At 33.5% G+C, this 25,095-nt stretch carries 22 protein-coding genes; 7 read left to right on the forward strand and 15 right to left on the reverse strand.

What is annotated here, in order from left to right:
* Positions 1-78: 78 nt before the first annotated feature.
* From thiI to ezrA, 3 genes are all read right to left on the reverse strand, one after another.
* Positions 79-1,296, reverse strand: coding sequence for a tRNA uracil 4-sulfurtransferase ThiI (gene thiI, locus AC1RPU_RS05615; RefSeq protein ID WP_409022345.1), 1,218 nt, complete (start codon positions 1,294-1,296; stop codon positions 79-81).
* Positions 1,297-1,311: 15 nt separating this feature from the next.
* A complete protein-coding gene (locus tag AC1RPU_RS05620) occupies positions 1,312-2,463 on the reverse strand; it encodes a cysteine desulfurase family protein (protein WP_481761666.1) in 1,152 nt (383 codons plus the stop codon).
* A gap of 149 nt (positions 2,464-2,612) precedes the next feature.
* A complete protein-coding gene (ezrA, locus tag AC1RPU_RS05625; protein ID WP_481761665.1) occupies positions 2,613-4,334 on the reverse strand; it encodes a septation ring formation regulator EzrA in 1,722 nt (573 codons plus the stop codon).
* Between the two features lie 391 nt (positions 4,335-4,725).
* Here ezrA and rpsD point away from each other — a divergent pair, with 391 nt between their 5' ends.
* Positions 4,726-5,334 carry a 30S ribosomal protein S4 gene (gene rpsD / locus AC1RPU_RS05630; RefSeq protein ID WP_409022342.1) on the forward strand — a complete coding sequence of 203 codons (609 nt, stop codon included), beginning with the start codon at positions 4,726-4,728 and terminating at the stop codon, positions 5,332-5,334.
* A gap of 25 nt (positions 5,335-5,359) precedes the next feature.
* Here rpsD and AC1RPU_RS05635 read toward each other — a convergent pair whose 3' ends face one another.
* Positions 5,360-5,977 carry a DUF1054 family protein gene (locus AC1RPU_RS05635; protein WP_481761664.1) on the reverse strand — a complete coding sequence of 206 codons (618 nt, stop codon included), beginning with the start codon at positions 5,975-5,977 and terminating at the stop codon, positions 5,360-5,362.
* A 68-nt stretch (positions 5,978-6,045) separates the two neighbouring features.
* On the opposite strand from AC1RPU_RS05635, the gene AC1RPU_RS05640 reads away from it, so the two are divergent.
* Positions 6,046-6,492: a YueI family protein gene (locus AC1RPU_RS05640; protein WP_481761663.1), complete on the forward strand. Its 447-nt coding sequence runs from the start codon at positions 6,046-6,048 to the stop codon at positions 6,490-6,492.
* Between the two features lie 48 nt (positions 6,493-6,540).
* Here AC1RPU_RS05640 and gshAB read toward each other — a convergent pair whose 3' ends face one another.
* Positions 6,541-8,799 carry a bifunctional glutamate--cysteine ligase GshA/glutathione synthetase GshB gene (gene gshAB / locus AC1RPU_RS05645; RefSeq protein WP_481761662.1) on the reverse strand — a complete coding sequence of 753 codons (2,259 nt, stop codon included), beginning with the start codon at positions 8,797-8,799 and terminating at the stop codon, positions 6,541-6,543.
* A 139-nt stretch (positions 8,800-8,938) separates the two neighbouring features.
* Between gshAB and AC1RPU_RS05650 the strand changes: the two genes are divergently transcribed.
* On the forward strand, positions 8,939-10,210 hold the full coding sequence (locus AC1RPU_RS05650; protein ID WP_481761661.1) for a replication-associated recombination protein A: 1,272 nt from the start codon (positions 8,939-8,941) through the stop codon (positions 10,208-10,210).
* 692 nt (positions 10,211-10,902) lie between these two features.
* Positions 10,903-11,388 (forward strand): universal stress protein, encoded by a 486-nt coding sequence (locus AC1RPU_RS05655; RefSeq protein WP_409022337.1) that lies wholly within the window; start codon positions 10,903-10,905, stop codon positions 11,386-11,388.
* Between the two features lie 34 nt (positions 11,389-11,422).
* Here AC1RPU_RS05655 and AC1RPU_RS05660 read toward each other — a convergent pair whose 3' ends face one another.
* From AC1RPU_RS05660 to AC1RPU_RS05680, 5 genes are all read right to left on the reverse strand, one after another.
* Positions 11,423-11,980, reverse strand: coding sequence for a DNA-3-methyladenine glycosylase I (locus AC1RPU_RS05660; protein WP_481761660.1), 558 nt, complete (start codon positions 11,978-11,980; stop codon positions 11,423-11,425).
* Between the two features lie 72 nt (positions 11,981-12,052).
* Complete coding sequence (locus AC1RPU_RS05665) at positions 12,053-13,159, reverse strand: D-alanine--D-alanine ligase family protein (RefSeq protein WP_409022784.1); 1,107 nt, start codon at positions 13,157-13,159, stop codon at positions 12,053-12,055.
* A gap of 102 nt (positions 13,160-13,261) precedes the next feature.
* Entirely contained in the window at positions 13,262-14,572 is a 1,311-nt protein-coding gene (locus AC1RPU_RS05670) for an NCS2 family permease (protein ID WP_481761659.1), read from the reverse strand.
* A 135-nt stretch (positions 14,573-14,707) separates the two neighbouring features.
* Positions 14,708-15,262 carry a 5-formyltetrahydrofolate cyclo-ligase gene (locus AC1RPU_RS05675; protein ID WP_481761658.1) on the reverse strand — a complete coding sequence of 185 codons (555 nt, stop codon included), beginning with the start codon at positions 15,260-15,262 and terminating at the stop codon, positions 14,708-14,710.
* A gap of 4 nt (positions 15,263-15,266) precedes the next feature.
* Positions 15,267-16,307 carry a zinc-binding alcohol dehydrogenase family protein gene (locus AC1RPU_RS05680; RefSeq protein ID WP_481761657.1) on the reverse strand — a complete coding sequence of 347 codons (1,041 nt, stop codon included), beginning with the start codon at positions 16,305-16,307 and terminating at the stop codon, positions 15,267-15,269.
* A 200-nt stretch (positions 16,308-16,507) separates the two neighbouring features.
* Here AC1RPU_RS05680 and AC1RPU_RS05685 point away from each other — a divergent pair, with 200 nt between their 5' ends.
* The gene (locus AC1RPU_RS05685) at positions 16,508-17,224 is read left to right on the forward strand and encodes a DUF975 family protein (RefSeq protein ID WP_481761656.1); all 717 of its coding nucleotides are present in this window, start codon (positions 16,508-16,510) and stop codon (positions 17,222-17,224) included.
* A 30-nt stretch (positions 17,225-17,254) separates the two neighbouring features.
* Here AC1RPU_RS05685 and AC1RPU_RS05690 read toward each other — a convergent pair whose 3' ends face one another.
* A complete protein-coding gene (locus AC1RPU_RS05690) occupies positions 17,255-17,896 on the reverse strand; it encodes a DNA alkylation repair protein (protein ID WP_481761655.1) in 642 nt (213 codons plus the stop codon).
* A gap of 92 nt (positions 17,897-17,988) precedes the next feature.
* Between AC1RPU_RS05690 and AC1RPU_RS05695 the strand changes: the two genes are divergently transcribed.
* Together AC1RPU_RS05695 and AC1RPU_RS05700 are read left to right on the forward strand one after the other, a co-directional pair.
* Positions 17,989-19,092, forward strand: a complete 1,104-nt coding sequence (locus AC1RPU_RS05695; protein ID WP_481761654.1) for a baeRF6 domain-containing protein — start codon at positions 17,989-17,991, stop codon at positions 19,090-19,092.
* Positions 19,093-19,194: 102 nt separating this feature from the next.
* Entirely contained in the window at positions 19,195-19,665 is a 471-nt protein-coding gene (locus AC1RPU_RS05700) for a nucleoside 2-deoxyribosyltransferase (RefSeq protein ID WP_481761653.1), read from the forward strand.
* A gap of 92 nt (positions 19,666-19,757) precedes the next feature.
* Here the strand turns inward: AC1RPU_RS05700 and AC1RPU_RS05705 are convergent, their stop codons facing one another.
* The 4 genes from AC1RPU_RS05705 to sufB all read right to left on the reverse strand — a co-directional run bounded on the left by AC1RPU_RS05705 (position 19,758) and on the right by sufB (position 25,083).
* The gene (locus AC1RPU_RS05705; protein WP_481761652.1) at positions 19,758-21,662 is read right to left on the reverse strand and encodes a M13 family metallopeptidase; all 1,905 of its coding nucleotides are present in this window, start codon (positions 21,660-21,662) and stop codon (positions 19,758-19,760) included.
* A gap of 271 nt (positions 21,663-21,933) precedes the next feature.
* Positions 21,934-22,704, reverse strand: a complete 771-nt coding sequence (locus AC1RPU_RS05710; RefSeq protein ID WP_481761651.1) for an ABC transporter permease — start codon at positions 22,702-22,704, stop codon at positions 21,934-21,936.
* A complete protein-coding gene (locus tag AC1RPU_RS05715; protein WP_481761650.1) occupies positions 22,697-23,632 on the reverse strand; it encodes an ABC transporter ATP-binding protein in 936 nt (311 codons plus the stop codon). The genes AC1RPU_RS05710 and AC1RPU_RS05715 overlap by 8 nt, the downstream gene beginning before the upstream one ends.
* 56 nt (positions 23,633-23,688) lie before the next feature.
* The gene (sufB, locus tag AC1RPU_RS05720) at positions 23,689-25,083 is read right to left on the reverse strand and encodes a Fe-S cluster assembly protein SufB (protein WP_481761649.1); all 1,395 of its coding nucleotides are present in this window, start codon (positions 25,081-25,083) and stop codon (positions 23,689-23,691) included.
* Positions 25,084-25,095: the final 12 nt, after the last annotated feature.

Here is a 25,095-nt window from a genome sequence, read left to right on the forward strand (position 1 = left end):
CAATTACTGTTTAAGAAGCGACTTATTTGATTGGACAAAAAAAGATTAGACCGATTTGTCTAATCTTTTAAAGTGCTACTATAGTAATTCTGCGAATAATTCACTATTTTCATTTAAATATTCTTCGCCAACACGAATCTTGCTAACCTTGACACCTGCCAATGCACGTTCCATTAAGCCATCGATATCCAAACGAGCTTCAAATTCCCTTGAACGGTCTAAACGAGGCTTTGTTTTAGGTGCTGGTGGGGCAAAAATTGTACAACAATCTTCAAATGGTTTAATTGAAAGTTCAAATGTATCAATTTTTTTAGCAACATCAATAATTTCATTTTTATCCATTGAAACGACTGGTCGAATAATTGGCATTGTTGTAACGTCATTAATTGCAACCATGCTTTCAAGTGTTTGAGAAGCAACTTGGCCTAATGATTCTCCATTAAAGATTGCTAATCCACCACGTAATTCGGCAATTTTTTCAGTTAAACGTAACATGAAACGACGTGTTATGGTCATTAAATATGGTTCTGGTACATCATGTTTAATTTGCTCTTGAATCTCAGTAAAAGGAACTTCAATAAATTGAATCGTTCCAACATAAGGTGTCAATTTAACTGTTAGTTCTTTAGCCTTAGCTAAAGCTTGTTCACTTGTATATGGTGGACTGAAGAAATGAACCATCTCCATTGAAACACCACGTTTCATACCAAGGTACCCTGCAACAGGCGAATCAATTCCACCTGATAACATTAACATCCCTTTACCAGCAGTACCAACGGGTAAACCACCAGCACCCTGACGCGTTTCAGAAGATAAGAAAATCCCATTTGAACGAACTTCAACACGTAAAATAATATCAGGCTGTTTCATTTTAACAGTAATGCCAGGCACGTGATCTAAAATCCAGCCACCTAGTTCGTCATTCAACTCATTAGTATCTAATTCAAAATCATGATCAGAACGACGTGTGTTAACTTTAAATGTTGTCCCTTCAACAAATTGCTCACTAATCATTGCTACAGCTGTTTCTTTAACTAAATCCATATCTTGTTCAACGCGAATTGCAGGTGAAAAATTTTGAATCCCAAAAACCTGTGATAAACGTTGCATAACTAATTCGCTGTCGTCACCGTTTAAATTAATGTGCATCCGATCACGATTTGCTTTAACAACTAAATCATCAAAACCATGTAAACTATTTCGAACGTTTGTTCCTAGGCGATCAATAAAGTTCCTCTTATTTTTTCCTTTTGTTGATAGTTCGCCATAACGAACCATTATCTCTGTATATTGCATGTCGACATCCTCTCATTATTTAGAATTAATTTTTTCAAATTTATGATACAAAATATCAAAAATACGATTAAATTCTTTTGCTTCTTCTAGCGTATTATTTCCATCAAAACTGATTCGAACGGCTGATTTAGCAAGCGGTTCTGGCACATTCATTGCTAATAATGTGCCAGATGCTTGATTTTTCTTTGATGAACAAGCACTTGTAGTTGAAATATATATTCCTTCACTTTCAAATGCATGAACAATTGATTCGCCACGAACACCCTCAATTGCAAAACACAATATATGTGGCGCAAAATTTGATTGTAATTTTGAAAAAGTTGTAATCTTATCAAACTTACTAATATGGTTGAAAACTAATTCTTTAACAGCTTTTTGTTTCATCACCATCTTAGTTTCATCTGTTAATAATAATCGCAATGCTCTTGCCATGCTAGCAATTGCAGGTACATTTTCAGTTCCGCTACGTAAGTTATGTTCTTGTCCACCACCTGTAAGAAGTGGTTCAATGTGACGACCTCTTTTACTGTAAATAAACCCTACTCCACGTGGCGCATGAAATTTATGCCCAGAGAACGTTACAAAATCTACTCTGTCACTCATAAAAGCTTCTTGCACACCTTTACCAATGGCTTGAACAGCATCCACATGAAAATGAACTGTTGGATAATCTTTTAGTACGTCCCCAATTTCAACTAAAGGCTGAATGGTTCCAATTTCATTATTAACTGCCATAACTGAAACTAAAATAGTATCAGATCTCAAAGCAGCCTTTAAATCATCAATACTAATTCGCCCCTCATCATCAACTGGCAAATAGGTAACCTCAAAACCAAGCTGTTCCAGCTGAGCCATTGTATTCATAACAGCAGGATGCTCAACGGTTGTCGTAATTAAGTGCTTACCATGGTTCATTTTTGCCATAGCCGTTCCTTTAATTACCCAATTGTCACCTTCAGTTCCACTTCCAGTAAATAATATTTCATCTTCAAATACATTTAATAAGCTTGCGATCTGTTGGCGTGACTGCTCTAATAAATTATGAGCTATCTCACCTAAGTTATTTAGGCTAGATGGATTACCCCATACTTGGTCACTAACTTTATTATATGTATCTAAAACTTCGGGCGTTATTTTTGTTGTTGCGCTATTATCAAAATAAATCATTAGTTACCTTCTTTTCTGAAAAATACTTTTCTCATTATAATATACTTCGTACCAGATTGACACTTTTTATTCATCCCTGGTGTTTCTTTATAGAATATAAAAGTGGCGACTGAACAAATTAATGCCCTAGTCCCCACTTAATATAGTTACTATTCAATTTCAAAGCTGTCTTCCATATTATCATAATATTGTTTCTCTATTTTTTTATATGAACCAGGCTCTACTTTATCTAATGCAGTCGCAATTGTTTCCAAACTAGCTGCATAATTAAAATCATTATTAAATAATTGCTTTGCCTTTTCAAATGCAATTGCAATCTCTTCATTCGAATTTCTAAATCTATTCGCATATTGTAGTAAACTCTCAGATAACGATGCACTATCAATAAGATCGTGTGTCTTATCTTCTAAACTTTCAAGATCTGCTTCAATATCGATAATTTGTTTTGCAATTTTTTCAATGTTAATTCTTAATTTACCAATTGCTACTTCAACTTCTTCAATTTCATCACTAACAACATAGAAAAAATCTAAGTAATCATTAGGTAGTCCTGGAAGATTAACCTGTTCAACTTGTCTTTTAATTTGATGTAATTCAATATCAAATCTTTGAATTGTTGCGCTGGCCTTTTTTTCATTGCTACGTAAATCCTGAATACTAGCATCAATTTTTTGTTGTTCAGATTCAATTTTTTCTAACAACTTAGAGTTTTGTTCAACTCGCTCAGCCATCTCGCTATAAATTGCTTCACCAGAATCAATAACCGCTTTATCAGTATCATGTTGTGCATCAATGTCCCTAATTTGTTGATTTAATTTTTGCGCGTCTTCTAATTCATTATGACTTAATTCATAATTTTGACCCAATCTATCTAATTCAACTAAAAGCATTTGACTTTGTTTTTCAGCATGATCAATGAATTTACGATAACTTTCTTCTTGCTTTTCTATCTTATCTTTTGCGGCCAACTCTTTTTCCATAACATCATATAAATAATCAATTTGATTAGCCATGTCATTAACTGCAACAATTGTTGACGCTACTTCTAGGTTCTCTAATTTAAGTAATGTTTCGTCAACACGTGTTTGAATTTCGTCTATTTGTTTAGGGATGTCATCCCCCACTGGAAAATTATAATTTTCATCCGTTAATTTCATGTAACCAGATTGTAATTCAGCAAGTTGATCTGGAAATTCGTTCTTCAAACTTTTATATAGTGGTGGAATCTCATCAAGAATCTTTTCTAACGAAGTTGTATCTTCTCTTAACTTACTTAAAACTTTTTCAGCCGTATCATGATCTCCAGCACTCGTTAATGTTGAAAAACGGTCAAAATCATCTTCAAGACCAGTTAGTTTATCCTCAAGTTTATCGATACTAGGTCCATACGAAAAGTTCTTTGATAATAATGTTTTACGTAAATCCTGATATTTTTTTTCAAGTGAATCAACAGCTTGATGATTACTTTCATCACTTTCTTTCAACGACGTTAATGCTTTTTCAATCCCTTTAAGTGTTTTTTCACTTGAAATTAATTTTACTTCTATTTCTGCCGCTAATTGACGGTTAGAAAGAAATTGATATTTCGAGTTTGCTTCATATGCTTCATTAATTTGTGTCGAAATTTTAGGCAATTTTGCATTTTGCACTTCTTTAAAGTCTGATTGTAATGCTGAAAATGTTTTAAGACTTTCACCTGTTAACCCCAAATCCTTCGTTAACTGAAGCTGTTGTTCAACTTCAGAATGAGCAATAACCTTTACTTGATCACGAAATGTTTCGAATTTTTTTTCATTGCGTTTCTGAAGAAAAAACGCTGTTGCATAGATAATAATGGCTACTACTATTATTCCAACAAAAATCTGTGTCATATCCTAATCCCGCCTTTAGCTTACTAAAATTTATATTTACTTTTCACATTCAAATTTTATGCTTCTAATCATTATATCATAGACCTTTAAAGCGTTCACTAGCTTTTATCTATTATTTATAGAAATTAATGTTATTAATTATATACATTCTTTTTATTATGTAAACAAACGTGAAAACAAATTGACATTAGTTTAAAAAGACAGTATGATGAGTCTTGTGTAAAATAATGCAGCGGTGGACGGTAAGCTCGTCAACAGTTTGTTGCCCAATTGTCTTGGTTCAATTAGTACCCTTTCAGCTGCAAAGGTGAACATTGCAAAACAAACTGCACGAATACTAAGTTCACAAAGGATTATTTTACTCCAAAACAAATATTGGAGGAATTTATATATGTCACGTTATACTGGCCCAAGTTGGAAAGTTTCACGTCGATTAGGTCTTTCTTTAACAGGTACTGGTAAAGAATTAGCTCGTCGTCCTTATGCACCCGGTGATCATGGTCAAAACAATCGCCGTAAATTATCAGAATATGGTTTACAATTACGAGAAAAACAAAAACTTCGTATGATGTACGGTTTATCAGAACGTCAATTTGCTAACTTATTTATTAAAGCTGGTACAATTCGCGAAGGTAAACATGGTGTTAACTTCATGATCTTACTTGAAGGTCGTTTAGACAACGTTGTTTATCGTTTAGGTTTGGCTTCTACTCGTCGCCAAGCTCGTCAATTGGTAAACCATGGTCACATTACTGTTGATGGCAACCGCGTTGATATTCCTTCATACGCAGTTGAAATCGGTCAAGTAATCTCATTACGTGAAAAATCAAAGAGTTTACAAATTGTTAAAGACGCAATGGAAGCATTAGTTGGCCGTCCACAATTCGTACAATTTGATGCTGATAAATTAGAGGGTTCATTAACTCGTTTACCAGAACGTGAAGAACTTGAAGCAGATATCGACGAATCACTTATCGTTGAATACTACAACAAATTATAATTTCAAATTAAAAAACATCTCATTCTTAATGAGATGTTTTTTTTGTCCATATTTTATAGATTTCAATTAGTGGCAGTAATGTATTTTTCAAGTCGTTTAGTTGTTTATATTCATTTAAGCTAAAAAACTCATCTTCAATAGCTAAATTCTGTCCAATCAATAGTTCTTTAGTTTGTACACTACTCCACTTTTGACTATCAGTAAGTGTTATTGTGTTTGCTAAAGTACCCGTCTCTTTATTTGTATGATCCACTGACCACACGAAAGTATCTTCTAGTTTCTGAATCATTATTATTGATTCAGAAACGCCCTCTTCATACAAGCTTTTGTCTTTAATATCTGCTAATGCAGATAACCAGATAAATAACCGATCATCCCAATAACCAATTTCAAAATGTGGCATCATTTTATAGCCACGTTTATTCTCGCTAAAAGCCATCCAAGTATCAGGCGGTGGATTTTTTGATCTTCTAGCATGTTTTGCAATGTGCAAATACATTTTAATTCCTAATTGTTCTTCTAAAAAAGGTAGTAGTTCAGCTCCCACCTTTTCGAATTTGGGATCAATAATTGTCTTTATTTTTTTTAATCGTCCGTCTAATGTTTGATCTTTAAAAATTAAAAAATCATCTTTTATAAACATTTCGCTCTCTCCTTTTGTATCAAACATGGTATGCTAAATTCATAACTTACTGAAAGGTGGTCAACTCCATGACTGAAAATAACTTAGATCCACATCTTCAATCTGGCCTTTACGGAACACCTCAACTTCATCCCGATGAACAAAGAAAGTACTTAGGGACATTTAGAGAGCGGGTCAGCCTAGCAATGACTGTTGCTGAGGTAACAGCATCTAAAAATATGGCTGGATTTGAAAAAGAACTACTTGAACATCCCGACTATCATGTTCTACTTAATGGTACAATTGATCAGAATATATTAGCCCCATACATCACCTTAACGCATAAGCATGATGTTAAATTTACATTAACATCAAATAATGATACTCCTGATGGGGTTGAAATTATGGGGCTAGTTGTCGCTTCTGAAAAAAATGCGATTAATGAATCTGTTATTGATATTAATGAAAAATATCCAATTATACAAGTTGAAACGCCAGAAAAGAAAAAATCATTTTTTGAAAATTTATTCGATTAGCATAAAAACTTAAACTAACACTTTTATATTAAGTGTAGTTTAAGTTTTTTATTTGGTTTCTAAAATCTTTACTATTTCATTAGCAATAGGCTGGTTATCTCCAAAATTAGGAAACGAATTTATCGATAAATCAGGAGCCGTTTCAATTGAAAGAACGGTTAAAGCATCCCTATGTCTATAGTCATATGCTATATACAAGTTAGGAATAACCACATCAACTGCCCCCATCGTCATTTTTAAACGTTTTGCATAACCTTCAATTAACGCTATATATGATTCGTCCATTTGATTGCTAACTTCATTTTGATTTGCACCCGAATAAAAATTACTATCATATCTAATGATTGCTTCAGACCCTCTTGAAATAACAGTTGATTCAGTAATACCTTGTGATGCTATTGTTTGATGTTCAACTTCTGACAATTTAAGCGGATACCATGGACCTTGACTAGTACGTTCTACTTGTGCATTTTTTATTGTAATTAACTGTGCCAACGTCTTTCGTCCATCGCCAACTACACTAACTGGTAATCTTTCAACAATACCCTTTACATGGCCACCTACAATCATAAATCGATAGACTGACCCAACAGTAATTTCTTCAATTAAAACTTGTGTATCAATTGATAAGATACGTTTAACGGCTTCTTTATACTCGCTTAACGTCGGAGCCACTCGAAATACATGTGTTGCTTGACTGCTCTTTATGAATCTTGGCTTAATAACTAATGCTTTGTTGACTACATCTGCATAATAGTTCATAGCTTCATCTAAAGTGTGTACATTAATACTACTAGGAACTTTAATATCAAGGTTGCCCAATATTTTTTTAGTTGTTTGCTTGTCATATGCAATTTTGTTTAAAACACTGGTATCTAAATCAGAAATTACCCCATTTTGCAGAAGATGTCCGTTCACCCGTATGACGTCCAAATCACTGTCAACAAGATCAAAATAAGACCCTCTTTTTATCAACGCTGCTAAAATAAGCTGCGTATTTTTCGAGTAACAGTTAAAGCCAATCAATGAACTTAACTGTGACTGATACTTTATCTTATTAGATTTTGCTTGTTCCATTGCAAAATCAGCCAACGATTTATTAATATCTTCATCAACTATCCTTGCACTCAGACTCAATTCAGGTCGTTCAAATTGTAATTTAAATTGAACTAATGTATCCTCTAAATTTTTATCTAGATAAAAATTATCATTAAATAAAATTAATTCGTTCAGCAGTTTTATTGCAGCATTTTTAACAATCGAGGTTGTTTTAGGGTCTTCTATTGCCACCTCATTTTTTAATTGTTTCGCTTTAAATATAATATCATCAACTTCATTTTCTGCCATATCTGGCGTCATTAGAAAGTAAGCCGCTAATAATTGAATAAACTTAATTGTGTCACCTTGAATACCAACACGAGAAAATGGATCAACATCAAATCCACGGAGTTCAATATAATTAACACCAGATGAAATTAATGTATCTTCCTTTTTAGTAGCTGATTTAAATTGTACATCTCCATAATATTCAGAAAATGATAACAATTTACCATTCTGGACCATCTTATTAAGTGACGTAACGTATGAGTTAATTGATCGATAAGAAGCTTGAACTGAACTATCAATATTGGTATAGCCAAATTCACTGTTTCTAACACTTCTAACCGGATGACAAGCATTATAATTAGTACTTTCAACAATTGGTGTTGCTCCAAACAAGTAAGTTGTAAGCCAACTCTTTTCCATAAATTTGCGTCCAATTTTTAAATAGACGTAATTATGAAATTCTATATAAGAATTAAAATAACTATGAAACTCAGAATCAAATAAAATCTGAATTACTTTTTCTGGAAAGCTAAAATTAAGATGTACAGACGTAAAAAGTTGACGTTTTTTTCCATACTTTTCTGCTAATTTATTTCGGTATATAAATCCTAATTCATCTGGATGCGCTATTCTTACTTTAGATTCATCCACTGGTAATTTAGGAATTGAACTCAATGGCCATAACTGTTCATCACTATCCAATTCTTGTGTTGCGACTTGTTGAATGGCATCTAGATAGTTAATAACATTATCAGCCCCCTCAATTGGTGGCGTGATAAATTCCATTTGTGATTCGCCAAAATCTGTTTTTATATAAGGATGTTTAAATCTATCTCCTAATGATTCAGGATGATCAGTTGAACTCAGCACTCCCGTATTCTTCACTCTTTGAGTTTCTCGCTCTAATCCTATCAACGATTTTCTAAGTAGAGGTGCGAGCTTTTCTTCCTGAATTTGTAATCCGATTGCATCTAGTTTCATATCATTGTGCCTCCTCATTTGTCTATTACATTGTACCAAATATTTGAATTAATCCTTCATATTTGCAATCCATTGTGCCAATTAAATTTATGCAATATGCTATACTATTCTTTAGTAATCAACGTGAAAGGAGCCACATATGTTACAACCACTTGCATTCAGAATGCGACCAACTAAAATTGAAGAAGTCGTTGGCCAACAACACCTTGTTGGTCCAGGTAAAATTATCAAACGAATGGTCGAAGCAAAACTGCTTTCATCTATGATTTTATACGGACCACCTGGCACTGGTAAAACGAGTATCGCCAGTGCTATTGCCGGATCAACTCAGTATGCATTTCGTAAATTAAATGCTGCAACTGATTCTAAGAAAGACCTTGAAATCGTAGCTGAAGAAGCAAAAATGAGCGGTACTGTTATTTTACTTTTAGATGAAATCCATCGATTAACGAAACCTAAACAAGACTTCTTATTACCCCACTTAGAAAGTGGCCAAATTATTTTAATCGGTGCAACAACAGAAAATCCTTACATTACCATCAATCCAGCTATTAGAAGTCGAACACAAATCTTTGAAGTTAAACCTTTAGACGAAAATGATATTGAAACTGCACTTGATCGTGCACTAGTAGATAAAAATATTGGTCTCGGAAATCTTAATATTAATTTAGAAGCTAATGCACGGTTACACTTAGCGCGAGCAACCAACGGAGATTTACGTAGTTCTTTGAATGCACTTGAACTAGCTGCTAAGTCAACCCCACCTGATAGTTCAGGTGTCATTACCTTATCACTATCAGTCATAGAAGAGTGTCTACAAAGAAAAGCATTAACCCATGATAAAGATGGCGATGCTCACTATGATGTTATTTCTGCTTTTCAAAAATCAGTAAGAGGTTCCGATGTTAACGCGGCTTTACATTACTTAGGACGTTTAATTCTTGCTGGTGATTTACCTACAATTGCAAGGCGTTTAATCACAATGGCATACGAAGATGTCGGATTAAGTAGCCCTGCAGCATGTGCTAGAACCTTAACTGCTGTACAGGCGGCAGAAAAAATTGGCTTTCCAGAGGCTAAAATACCTCTGTCTAACGCAGTAATTGATCTCTGCCTCTCACCCAAATCAGACTCGGCAAATGTTGCCATAAATAATGCAATTGCTGATATTGAAAAAGGTGGTTTTGGAGATATTCCTGCTCATTTAAAAGATTCACATTACAAAGGTGCTGCAGATTTAGGTCATGGTATTGGTTATAAATTTCCACATAACTATCCAAATGATTGGGTTGCCCAACAATATCTTCCAGATAAATTGAAAGATGCTAATTATTATGAGCCTAAAGCAAACGGGCGTTATGAACAAGGACTTAAAGAACAATATAGTAAATTACATCCATCAAAAAGATGATTTGTTGCCGCTTACATCATAATTGTTGCACCTTTTAAAAGTCTGTGCTATATTAAAGATGAAGTTCTGAAGTGTACGCGTTATCTTATTAGAATGTTGACCGAACAAATAATTATACCTAGGCGTCAACTTGATAGGCTAGCTAATTTCAAGCCTTTTCACTTGGTAGTTAGAGGCTAGTACAGTCGATGCCACCTGCTTCACTGCGGGCTCAACTCACGAAGATGATTAACGGCACTACGCGGATATTCCAAAGCTTTTGCTTTGATGGTCTGGGCAAACTATGTTTGCTCAGACTTTTTTTATTAAGAATAAAGGAGTCTTTAAATGTTAATTCGGATACTTTTAGCCGTTCTTTCACTCTTACTCTTGACTATCGGCTATTACTTATTCTCACATCGCAACAAAAATTTTATGATATTTAAACCTGAGTCAAACCAGGTGCTAAGCTCAATACTACTTGTCTTTGGGTTAATTATCTGTATTGAAAGCTTAGTTGGCTTAATTTCAGTAATCATTTTTATACCCATATTTTGTGGGATACTAGTTACTCTAGCCTGCCTTACGGTTGGTGCTTTAACAATTATTTTATCTTTTTTTATGCATTAATCTAACTTTGTAACCGTTTTTACTTCTATTTTCATTCGTTTTGTCGTAAAATAGAGGTATATAAAAGAAAGAGGTGGCCGACCATGTTACAACAATATAAAAATATTTTAGTTCCTGTAGATGGTTCTGATGAAGCAAAATTAGCATTCGAAAAAGCAGTACAAGTAGCTTTAAGAAATGGCGAAGATTCTACACTTCATCTTTTGCATGTTATTGACACTAGAGCATTCCAAAATATCTCAAGTTTTGATACGTCAATGGTTGAACAAGTTAGTGATACAGCAAAAGAGACATTGAATAAGTATATTGCACAAGCAAAAGCAGCTGGTCTTAAGAATGTTGACTACTCAATTGAGTATGGTTCTCCAAAAGTAGTTATTGCTAAAAATGTTCCTATTAATTTAGATATTGATTTAATTGTGATCGGCGCTACTGGATTGAATGCAGTCGAACGATTATTAATTGGTTCAGTTACAGAATACGTAACTCGAGTTGCTGTTTCTGATGTCTTAGTTGTTCGAACAGATTTAAATAACACACCTGCTCTTAAAAATAATCTTAAAAAATAAAAAAAGAAATTAGCCATAATTGGTTAATTTCTTTTTATTTTGTCTTGAATTTACATAAAGTAATATGGTCATCTACCATACCCATACTTTGCATCAATGAATAAATAATTTTAGGACCAACAAACTTAAACCCTAATTTCTTCAATTCTTTAGATAACTTTTTTGAAATGTCGGTTTCAGCTGGAACATCCTCTGCATGTCGCCAGAGATTATTAATTGGTTTATTTGCTACAAATTCCCATAAAAATGAATCAAATGATTGCCCATCTTGGTTCATTCTTATGATCGCCTGTGCATTCGCGATAATAGCGATAATTTTTTGCTTATTTCGAATAATATCTGCATTTTCCATTAGTTCCGCAATTTTATCTTCATCAAATTGACTAACTTTGTAAATTGAAAAATTTTCAAAAGCGTGATTAAAATGATTACGTTTATTTAAAACGGTCTTCCAGCTCAACCCTGCTTGCATTAATTCTAAACTCAATAATCTGAATAGTTGTTGATCGCCATAAAGCGGCTTTCCCCATTCTTCATCATGATAATCTTGCATTAACTGATTACCCGATTGGGCCCATGGGCATCTTTCCATATTCTATTCTCTCCTTCACTCAAATAAAAAAGATTACTAGTGCTGTCTCCAGACTAATAATCTTCTTAAAATTTAGATTTCAGGTAATTCAGTAAAGTCATAATGTAATTCTTTAACAGCGGCATGTTCGTCGAATGCTAATTGGATTAATTTATCAATTAATTCTGAATAACCAATTCCTGAAACTTCCCACAATTGTGGATAAAGCGAAATGTTTGTGAATCCAGGTAACGTATTTAGTTCACCAAGATATGGAATACCATCTTTAACTAAGAAATCAATTCGTGCTAAACCACGACAACCCAATGCTTCAAAAGCACGTAATGACATGTCTTGGATTTCTTTTGTTAATTCATCTGGTAATTCAACAGGCATTTCAAATTCCACACCTGAAGCATCAACGAATTTATTATTGTAATCGTAAAATACATCAGATTTAGGTACGATAACTGCACCTAATTTTGAAGCTTTTAAATCAGTATTTCCAAGAATTGAACATTCAATTTCATCAGGATTTTCGATTGATTCTTCAACTAAAAGCTTTGTGTCATATAAAAATGCATCTTCTATACCTTCAAGGAATTCTTTTTCGTTATGTGCCTTATGAATACCAACTGATGATCCTTGGTTAGCTGGTTTAATGAAAACAACTTCTCCAAGTTCCTTACTAATGTGTGCGTAAGTCATTTCAGCACGATTGTTGGCCTTAACAACCAAATATTTAGTATTTCTGATATTATTTAACGTTAACATTTTCTTAGTTAAATCTTTATCAAATGAAATTGCTGATGAACGAACATCACTACCAATATATGGTTTATCTAAAAGTTTAAATAATCCTTGAATTGTACCATCTTCACCCATATTACCATGAATAACTGGATAAAAAAGATCAATATCTTTAACTTCAGTTAAACTCATGATATTAGCTAACGGATTTGTAAAATCAATTGTTGGTAAGACATCTTCAACAACTTTTGCTTCTGGTTCGCCATCAAAAATGCGACGTGAAGCAGCATCTCCAAGTAGTACACCTTCCTTTGTAAACATGAATAAACTAACTTCGTACTTATTTTTATCCATTGCATCGTAGATATTATGTGCTGAACGTTTTGAAACGTCATGTTCTGATGAATTACCACCAAAAAGTAATCCAATGTGTATCTTTTCGCTTGTCATCATATTCTCCATTCCTATTGTATTATTTTTGTTCGCTTTAAACTCTTAGTCTAAATAATACCATGTTTATAGTAGATCTGTCATTTACGTTTGCTATTTTATTTAAACATTTAAAATCCACATGAAAAGTAAGAACACAAAGAACAGTCCGTACATGATTGGATGAACATCTTTTCGACGACCAGCAGCAATCATTGTAATTGGATAAAAAATCATTCCCAAAGCAATCCCGTCAGAGATACTATAAGTTAATGGCATACCAATTACAATTAAAAATGCTGGAATTGCAATTTCCATTTTTGTCCATTCGATTTTTGTTAAAGATTGTGCCATCAATACACCAACAATAATTAATGCTGGAGCAGTGACCTGTGTTGTTACAACTGATAATAATGGCGAGAAAAATATCCCGACAATAAATAATAATCCAGTTGTAACAGCCGTTAAACCTGAGCGTCCACCAACGGCGATACCTGCTGAAGACTCAACATATGCACCAACTGGAGATGTTCCTAAAACAGAGCCAGCAAGCATTGCTGTTGAATCAGCAACTAAAGCTTTACCGACACGAGGCATTTTATTGTCTTTCATGAATCCGGCTTGTTGAGCTAACCCAACAAGTGTTCCAGCAGTATCAAAGAAAGTAACTAACAAGAAGGTTAAAACGACTACCCATAACTGAACCGTGTTAATATCACTAATATGTTTAACGCCTTGCATAAATGTTGGGGCCAAACTTGGGGCACCGGCAACAACTTGTGTTGGCATTTTAATTAATCCTGTGATGAATCCTAGAATAACTGTTGCAAACATCCCAATAAAAATACCACCTGGAACACGTCTAACCATTAAAATTGCAGTAACAATTAAGCCAAAGATTGTTAACCATGTTGTACCAACGGTCAATGGACCTAGGCCCACAACTGTGGATTTGTTTGCGATAATTAAGCCACCATCTTGTAAACCGATAAAAGCAATAAATAAACCAATACCACTTGAGATAGCGTATTTTAAGTTACTTGGAATAGCATTAATAATCATTTCGCGTAGTTTAAAAATAGTAATTAAAATAAAAATTAGTGATGCTACAAATACACCTGCTAAAGCTGTTTGCCATGGAATTCCCATACCTATAACAACTGAATATGAGAAAAAGGCATTAATACCCAATGCGGGAGCTGTTGCTATTGGGTATTTAGCTAAAATACCCATTAAAATACAGCCTAAAGCACTTGATAATGCAGTTGCAGTAAATACTGCCCCTTTGTCCATCCCCGAAGCACTTAAAATCGTAGGATTAACAAATAATATGTAAGCCATTGATATAAACGTTGTAAAACCAGCTAACATTTCGCGTTTAACCGTTGTATGTAACTGATCAATTTCAAAATATGATTTAATGCGATTAATCATTTTAAATCTCCTTTTCATAAATACATTTGTTCGTGTTTATCTCATTAATGAGCAATTACAATTTTACTATATTCGTATATTAATGTAAATAATATTATTAAACTGTATTTTGTTAAGGATTTATTCAAATAGAACTTATACTGTAATAATTTTATCAATTTTAATATCAAACTGATTACTTGTCCATTTCTCAGAAATTACATTTTGAACGTCCAAACAAAGTGAAATTGTTTTTGGTTGATATTTTGCAATATACCGATCATAATAACCACCGCCAAAGCCAATCCTTTGATTATTCTCTAAATTAAACCCAACTCCTGGTACAATCACTAAATCTAAATTATTCTTTTCAAGTGCAACATTATATTCAGGTTCTAATAGTCCATAATCACTTTTTATAAGCACCTGTTCAATAGATAAGTAAGGTAAAAATGCAAGTTGCTTTTCAGGCATCGTTTTTGGTATATACACCCTCTTACCTTGAGACAGTGCCGCCAATAGTAATTCGTTAGTACTAAACTCAATCGATTGACTAATTGTTAATCCGATTGAATCAGCCGATTCCCATTCTTCAGATTGTAAAACTTTATCAATAATTGCCTTCTCCTGATTCCTTTTTTCAAGGACCTTATTTTTTGCCAAATCAACCATCTTGTTAATAATCATTTTTCTAATTTCTTTTTTACTCAATAGCTTATACCTCCGCGTTAAATTCACCAGTTATTACAAACTTTCCAATCATCTTACCATTTTCAACAACTTCAGAAGCCGTTCGTAAATTATCGGCGTTAATCCCCACCAATGATTTAGTCATCGTTGATTTTAGTTTGCCTTCATCTAATAACGTGGCTAAGCGATTTAATGTTTTACCTTGAGAGCTCATATCTGCCGTGTAATATACACCTTTAGTAAAAACTGTTAGCCATTTAAACTCATTACTTTTATTTTTTAATTTACCAATTGGTAAATTATCAGATGTGCCCACAATTGAAGTAATAATACCCTGAGGTCTGATGATATCTGCTGCTAAATCAAAATAAGTTTCTGTTGAGTGCAATATTAGAATACCATCAACTTCATTAATATTTAATTTAACTAATTGTTTCTTCAAATCTTTTCGGTGATTAATGACAATATCAGCGCCCATCTTTTTAACCCAATCGCTCGTTTCTAATCTTGAAGCGGTCGTGATAACAGTCAAACCAGCCCATTTAGCAAGTTGAATAGCAATAGAGCCTACACCACCAGCTCCATTAATAATTAAAACTGATTTTCCACTATTGGCATTTTTCTCTGGAATGAAATTTAATTTTTCAAATAATGCTTCCCATGCTGTTACACCTGTTAGTGGCATAGCGGCTGCTTCACTGTCTGTTATTTTCTTGGGTGCATTTCCAACTAGTCGTTCATCAACTAGCTGATACTCAGCATTACTTCCTGAACGATTATTGACACCTAAATAAAAAACCTTATCACCACTATTAAATTGTGTTACTTCTGATCCTATTTCAGAGACGACCCCGATTGCATCGAAACCTAAAATAAGTAATTTTTCTTCAGAATCAATTAACATTCTTGATTTATAATCTATTGGATTCACTGAAATACCCGTTACCTTCACAAGAATATCATGATTTTCAGGTGTCGGTTTATCGATTTTGACATCTCGTAATGCATTTTTATCTTCTGTCGGAAATTTTCCAAATGCTGCGATGGCCTTCATTTTATTTACCATTAGCTCACTCTTCTTCCATTAATATAGATTACGCTATTCATCTTACTACAATCTAACAAAAAGTTTGGTTTGTTTCACTTTTATACCGTCTAAAAATATTGAAATACTCACATTCTCAATCTGTCAGTATAGACTTAATATTTGGTTTAATGTATGCTTAAAATATTATTAAAACATATACAATTAAGGAGACACACATCATGGAAAAACCACTAAAAACGAGACAACAACTGAAATCTGAATCAAAGGCATTACTTAAAGGACACTGGAAGTCAGCTATCCTAGTTAGCTTACTAGCAATCCTTATTTTTATTGTTTATTCTCGCTTATATTCTACTGAGTACGCAGACATTATGAATTTATATTCTACTGAAAATAATAACCAATCATCAGCTATCAGTCCTATAATTTCAGCAACTGTCGTTGTTCTTTATCTTATTTTTCAAATTCTACTTGTAGGTGTTTCATATACATTCTTAACTTGGGTCAGTTCACAAAAAACACCAGAACATGCATTTACACAAAGTTTCCAAGTTTTCTCAAATGAATTATTTTTCCCATCTATTGGTATCGCCATTCTCAAAACCATTTATAGTACACTTTGGACTCTCTTGCTTATTGTCCCAGGAATTATTAAATACTATTCTTATTCACAAGTCTTTATGATTAACAAAGACTTAACAGATAACCCAAATCATCCTGACATCAGTATTAATAAAAAAATAACGTTAAGCCGTGAATTAATGAACGGACACAAATTTGATTTATTCGTAATAGAGTTAAGTCTGGTTGGTTGGTACCTATTATCAATCGTGACACTTGGAATTGGTTATATTTGGTACATGCCTTATCAACAAGCAATTAAAGCAAATTTCTACAGAGACCTTGCCGGAGATAAATTCTTAACCTTAAAATAAGCAAAAAAGACTGAATAAAATCAGTCTTTTTTATTTTGTCTTCACATGTTTAAGTCCTTCTCGCACAGCTAGCTTTGATAGATCATGGCTCTCAATAAAAGTTATAACCCAATTTTCATCAGTCTTAGCATACTCACGTAATGACCAACCAATCGCTTTTTGGATGAAAAATTCATCTGTTGTTCTATCATTCAAAATCATCTTTGATAAGTAAGCTAGATTAGTTTCTTCACGATAGCCTAACTGAAGATTTATACCCACACGACGCATCCAGAAATTATCATGGTTTTCAAATTGCTTACTAATATCGTTAAAATTTATCGGACTTAATTTTAAAAAGTCACTAATAACCTTACGTAAAGCATCTACTGAATCCCACCATGGTTTAACCTTAATTAACTCAACCAATACTTGGACTTCATCAACCGTCAATCGTTTAAGATTTTTTTGTGCTAAGTCGATTGCAACATATTGATACTCTCTTTCTTCACGACCATAATAAGCTAAAATTTGTGAGATTAACTCTTCTAGAGGCCAACTCTTAGATTCTTTCATCAAGTCCTTTGTTAGTTCACGTCGACTTGGTGTCTTAATCCCTAAGTAAGAAAAATTATTTTTCATGTAAGCTTCCATTTTTTTAATATTTTTGTTATCTTTTTCTAAATAAATCATATTTACTCCTTTTATGAAAACGTAACCATATAAGTTGGATAACCGTTTTCATGATGTTATACTAAAGGTAATCATATAAAGGGGGAACCATTATGTCAATGCATAACAATTTGAAAAAATTACTCACAATCAAAGAAGAACCCATTGTATCAATCTTTATCAAAACATATCCAGGTATTAATTTTGCTGCGAAGAATCAGTTAAAACTAAAAACTAGTTTAAAAACTGCCAAAGAAGCTCATTCGGATGTACCTAAGAAAACTTGGGAACTAATTGAAACACAATTGGTTAATTTTATTAATGAAATTGCAGATAAAATCGGTCAATTCCCTAGTATCGCACTTTACTTAACACCTAACGATTACTTTAAATTTAATTTAAATCACGCTATTGAAGTAGATAAAGTTATTGTTGGTCCTGAAGCATACACTTTACCTTTATTAGCTCAACAAGCAACAAAATTATCAGGAACAATCCTAAGCTTACACCGTGATTCATTTGAATTACATCAATTCAAAGAAGGTGTCTTATTGAAACAAGAACTCCCAGAGGATGCTCCTATCGACATGGTATCAACTCTTGGTCCTGAAAGTACAGATACCACGACCACTCATGGCCCTACTGGCGCCCTCCATGGGTTAAATACTAAGGATGAAGAAAAAGCGATTGATAATAGAAATTACTACTTGGCAATTGAAAAATTCCTAGTTACCCATCCCGAATTAATTTATAAACGTCTTTTCCTTATTGGACTACCTAAAAATCAAAGCTTATTCCATGAATTAACAAAATTAAAATCAGTTAATTCAGAAATTACAATTAAAAAATCACCTAGTGCCCTAACAACTACAGAAATTGAAAAAGATTTGTTAGATCAAAATCAAATTTTAATCAATCAAACAATTGATCATTTATTGGATCGTGCTCGTTCACTTGATGAAGTTAATCCAAGCAAAACAAACCCAATCGATTTGTTTGCTCTATTAACGCAACATCGTGTTAATACTTTATTAATTAACGAAGACGCTGTATTCCCTGGTTTAATTAGTGATGGTCAAATTATCGATACTGAACCTGGAAAAACAACCAATAACTTATTAAATGATTTAGCTAACTTTACTTTACGTAATAGTGGTAACGTTTACGTTATTTCAGCTGACCACTTTAATTCAGGTCAATTCGTTTACGGTGTTTAGAAATTGAAAAAGAAGACTTCATTGTCTTCTTTTTTTGTGCCCATTTTTAAAATGTCATGCTATACTTAAAAAAGCAAATATATATTCCAGGAGACGATATTAATGAATAAAGTTTATTTAGCAGGTCCATTTTTTAGCGACAAACAACGTGAACGTGTTTCTCAAGTTGTTGCAGCATTAAAAGAGAACAAAACAATTGATAGTGACAATATTTACTTGCCCCAAGATAATCAAAGTAAACAATATGAACAATTCAGTCAACAATGGCAACGTGCAGTTTATTTAGCTGACACACGCCAAGTTCATCGCGCAGACGTTGTTGTTGCTATCTTAGACTACAAAGAAGACGAAGATAACGAACCTGACTCTGGTACTATGTTTGAAGTTGGTATGGCAGTAGAAGCTCATATTCCAGTTATCTTAGTTCAATTTGAAGCTGGTCGTGTTATCAATCTAATGTTATCTGAAAGTTTAACTGCTTTCTTTGATGAGAGTAAAAATGGCTTAAATGAACTTTCTGAATATAATTTCAACGTTTTGGAAGAAAAAATTACAGAGAACGAAGTATTATAATATGCTACCTTTAAGTATTACGGATAAACAATCGCAGCAAAAAGGACATTATCATTTTGATAATGTCCTTTTAATTTGTCTTAATTAATCATTTACCAAATATTAACGCGTTCATCGACTGCTTTATACATTGCATCACTTGCAACAATATCAAAGGCATCATAAAATTCTGCTAAATTTTGAACTTGAATATTAGCACGCAACTTAGCAGGGGCATGAACATCAATTGATAATAACAATTGCATATACTGTGTTGAAGCCTTCATTCGCCATACTTGTGCCCAATTAATGAAAAATGCTTCAAAATCAGTATCGTCTTCAGATTTAGCCGCTTCAAGTGCACAACTAAGCCCACCAGCATCAGCAATATTTTCAGAAACTGTTAAAGTCCCATTAACTTTTTGGCCTGCGAATTCAGTTCCGTCAAATTCAGTAATCATTTGTTGTGATAATTCTTTAAAATGGGTCAAATCGGCTTCACTCCACCAATTATTCAAATTACCATACTCATCAAATAGCGCACCATTATTATCAAAAGCATGTGAAATCTCGTGCGCAATAACTGCTCCAATACCACCATAGTTAGCACTACTACTCTGCTCTAAACTATAAAATGGTGCTTGTAAAATAGCCGCTGGAAAGACAATGATATTTTTAAAGGGATGATAATAAGCATTAACTGTTGCTGCACTCATCTCCCAAAGATCACGATCGACAGGTTTATCCCACTTACTAAACATATCTTCAGTGGCTAATTTATCAAAGGCCATTGCATTCTCTAGCAATGTTTTTTCCATATTAACGTGCATTTTTTGATAAAGCGGGTTAATTTTATCTGGATACCCAACTTGAATACCTAATTTACTTAATTTTAAAATTGCCTTATCACGTGTAGTACTTGTTAACCAATTATTAGTAGCCAATCTATTTTGATAAACATTAATCATCTTTTCAACCATCTGTTGAACGTCTGCTTTAGCATCTTCACCAAAGTATTTATATCCATAATATTCGCCCACAACCCCACTATAGGTTCCCATGGCTAGATAATAAGCAAACTTTTGTTGTTTTTTCGGTGCCTTGCTTCCAGATAATGCACGCCCGTATTCACCAGCAATAACACGTAAGTCATCTGATAAATATGAACTAAGACTCCCTACTGTTTTAACAATTAACCAACTTTTAAATTCTGTAAAATGAGTTGTATTCACGAGTTCATCAATAGATGATAAAAATTTAGGTTCAGTCACAATTATTTTTTCTGGTTCATTCCCATTTAAAAGATTTTTAACAATTGATTTTAAATCTAAATTACTACTTTGTGAACTAAATTCTGTGAAACTTTGTGGGTTGTACGCTTTACTATAATCAGCTGATTCTTCAGCACTCTTGACATTTGGCACTAAGTTACGATCAAAAGTTAGTGCCTCTGTAATAACATGATTTGCATTTTCTTCACTATAATCTAAAGCAACTAATAACTTAGTCATCATCGCCCTAAATGCTTTAAGTAAACCTTCAGCTTGTGAATTATCTCGTTCATAATACGTTTTATCTGGTAAAACCAAACTCGGAGCTGCCACAAATAAAGCATTAATTTTAGCATTTTTCATATCAGCATCAACATCAAACCCAAGTGGTGTTGGATAACCCGCACGAACAAAATCTGCCCATTTAGTATCGAAATCAGCTAAACTTGTTAAATTTTCTAAAGGTGCTAAAACTTTTTTCAATGGTAAGGTTCCTTCTGATTCACGTCGATCAAAATCAGCTGCTAAGGCATAATAGTTTAAAAATTCTTGCATTAATGGTGCTTTAACACTAGAATCAGCTGACATTTTTTCAAAATCAGCCATCAAAGTTTTATCAATTTCATCAGCTAAATCATTAAAACCACCCGTCGCAGGTTTATCATCAGGAATTTTGGCAGTTTTTAACCATTCACCATTTACTGCTTCGTATAAATCATCTTTAATTAATTGTTTATTTATAGTCATTATTTATCTCCTTTTTAGTTTTATATGTAGCTAGTATAAACGTTATTCTAGTGTTTTAATAATAATTTACTTGAAAAACAGACATTTTTTCAAAATATACCTTATATCTATCTTTTAAAGAGTCTACGATATCTATCTTTGGTACCATTTTTCGTACCCTAACAAAAAAACAAAAGCCATAAGACTTTTGTTTTTGGTGCTATCCAGATTCATTATTGATCAACCGTCACAGAATGATTAATAAGAAAGAAGGATTATTACATTGGCTATCCTAACTTCTCAAACCTCTACCTTTATTAATAAGATACCAACAAATCCAGTAAAGAACACCAATAAACAGAATAAGAATTATCATTGATAAAGCAAGTGATACATCAGTCTTACCTAAAAAACCATATCTAAATCCTGAAATCATATAAACAATTGGATTAATCTTAGAGATGGCCTGCCAAACTGGTGGTAACATTGAAATAGAATAGAAAACACCACCAAGATAAGTTAATGGCTGTAAAACAAACGTAGGTACAATTGACACATCATCAAATGACTGTGCAAAAATACCATTAATTAATCCTGCTAATGAAAATAAAATGGCTGTCATCAAAAGTGTGATAATAATAATGACCCACGAAAAAACATGAAGAGGTACAAAAAATAATGAAATAATAGTGACAAGTGCCCCAACTAAAACACTTCTTCCAAGTCCTCCAATAACAAATCCCCATATAATAATATGCGTTGGTACTGGTGCAACTAGTAATTCTTCAATATTTTTCTGAAATTTCTGAGAAAAAAATGACGAAGATACATTAGCATACGAACTAGTGATCACCGACATCATAATTAACCCTGGTACAATGAATTCCATATATGAAAATCCACCCATTGCACCAATTCGGCCACCAATCATTTTACCAAATATAATAAAATACAATGATGTTGTAATCACTGGTGGTACTAATGTCTGTACCCAAATTCTCAAATAACGATTAGTTTCTTTTATTGCGAGACTTTTTAATGCAGTAAAATATTGATTAAACATGTTTCTCCCCCACTTGGTGCTTTTCTTCCGTAATTTTCAAGAATAACTCTTCTAATCGATTCGATTTATTTCGCATAGAAAGAACTTTTATCCCTTGTTCATCAAATTGTTTAAAGATCCCATTAACACCTTGATTTCGTTCAACTTCGATAGAAATTGTTTGCGCGTCTTCAAAGGAATTTTTATACCCTATAATTTCTGGCTTTTTATCATACACATCTAAATCGAAAATAAACGTTTCAAATTGTAATTTTGATAATAAAGTTTTCATGCTCGTATTTTCAATCAACTCACCTGATTGAATAATACCGATATGACGACAAAGTGTTTCTGCTTCTTCTAAATAATGAGTCGTCAAGATAATCGTTGTGCCATTCTCATTCAATTCCTTTAAAAAAGACCACATTTCACGTCTCAACTCAATATCTACACCCGCAGTTGGTTCGTCTAAAATGAGCAACCGAGGTTCATGCATTAATGCCCTGGCAATCATCAATCTTCGTTTCATCCCACCAGAAAGCATTCGTGCACGTACATTACGTTTTTCCCATAAATCTGACTGTTTTAAATATTTTTCACTGCGCTCCATTGCTTCTTTATGAGGAACACCATAGTAACCAGCCTGATTAACAACAATTTGTTGAACCGTTTCAAAAGGATTAAAGTTAAATTCCTGTGGGACAAGTCCAATTTGTTGTTTGGCTTGTACCAAATTGGTATCAATATCGTAATCAAAAACCTTCACTGTTCCCGCTGTTTTATTCACAAGAGATGTAATAATACCAATTGTCGTTGATTTTCCCGCACCATTAGGCCCTAAAAGTGCATAAAAATCCCCTTCTTCTACAGCCAGATCAATACCACGTAACGCTTTAACACCCGTTGCATATTCTTTTTTTAAGCCTTTTATTTCCAGTGCATATATCATTTAATTATTATCCCCTTATTTACTTTTTAGGAAAAGTAACATCATTCTAAACTATTTTACCCCACACTGCCTTCCATCTGATACTCAATCAGACGATTCAATTCAACAGCGTATTCCATCGGTAATTCTTTGGTGAACGGTTCAACAAATCCCATTACAATCATCTCTGTTGCTTTTGCTTCAGAAATTCCGCGACTCATTAAGTAATATAATTGTTCTTCAGAAATTTTAGAAACTTTAGCTTCATGTTCCATAGAAACATTGCCATTTAAAATTTCATTAAATGGAATCGTATCACTCGCTGATTTATCATCCATGATGATTGTATCGCATTCGACATGTGCAAACGAACCATCACTATGTCTACCAAATTTTAAATAACCTCGATAATCAACTCGTCCACCATCTTTACATAACGATTTAGAAACAATCGAAGAAGTCGTATTTTTAGCATTGTGAATCATTTTTGCCCCAGTATCTTGAACGATATTCCCACCAGCAAACGCAATCGACAACATTGTGCCATGTGCGCCTTGACCATCTAAATAAATACTTGGATATTTCATTGTAACTTTTGATCCAAGGTTACCATCAACCCACTCCATCGTCGCATTTTCTAAGGCTCTAGCACGTTTTGTCTCTAAGCTATACACATTATCTGACCAATTTTGAATCGTTGTATACCGACAATAGGCATCTTTCATGACGTTCACTTCAACGACTGCCGCATGCAAACTGTCTGCCGAATAATTAGGTGCTGTACAACCTTCAACGTAATTAACACTTGCGCCTTCATCAACAATGATTAATGTTCGTTCAAATTGTCCTGTATTCTCCGCATTAATTCTGAAATAACTTTGAATAGGCACCTCGGTCTTCACACCTTTAGGTACATAGATAAAAGTACCACCAGACCAAACAGCCGAATTTAAAGCTGAAAATTTATTATTAGAGGCAGGAACCAATTTGCCAAAATACTGTTTAACCAATTCAGGATATTCTTGGACGGCAGCATCTGTACTCATAAAAATAATTCCTAATTTTTCAAAATCTTCACGCATATGATGGTAAACAACTTCTGATTCATATTGTGCAGAAGAGCCAGCTAAGTATTTACGTTCAGCTTCTGGAACACCAAGTCGGTCAAAGGTTTCTTTAATCTTATCTGGGACATCTTCCCAGTCTCTAGCAACATTATCACTAGCACGTTGAAAATAGCGCATATTAGCTAAATCTAACTTAGACAAATCAGGACCAAAACTTGGCATTGGCATCTTTTCATATAAGGCAAAGGCACGAAGTCGATAATCCAACATCCACTCTGGTTCATTTTTTGCTGCCGAAATTTCTCGAACAATCGCTTCGGTTAAGCCACGCCCAGTTGAATAAACAGGCTCAATATCATCTTTAAAGCCATATTCATACTCACCACCAACATCTAGTTCTTTCATATCTTACCTCCT

This window comes from Dellaglioa sp. CoH-55-MRSF-7, from assembly GCF_056782235.1.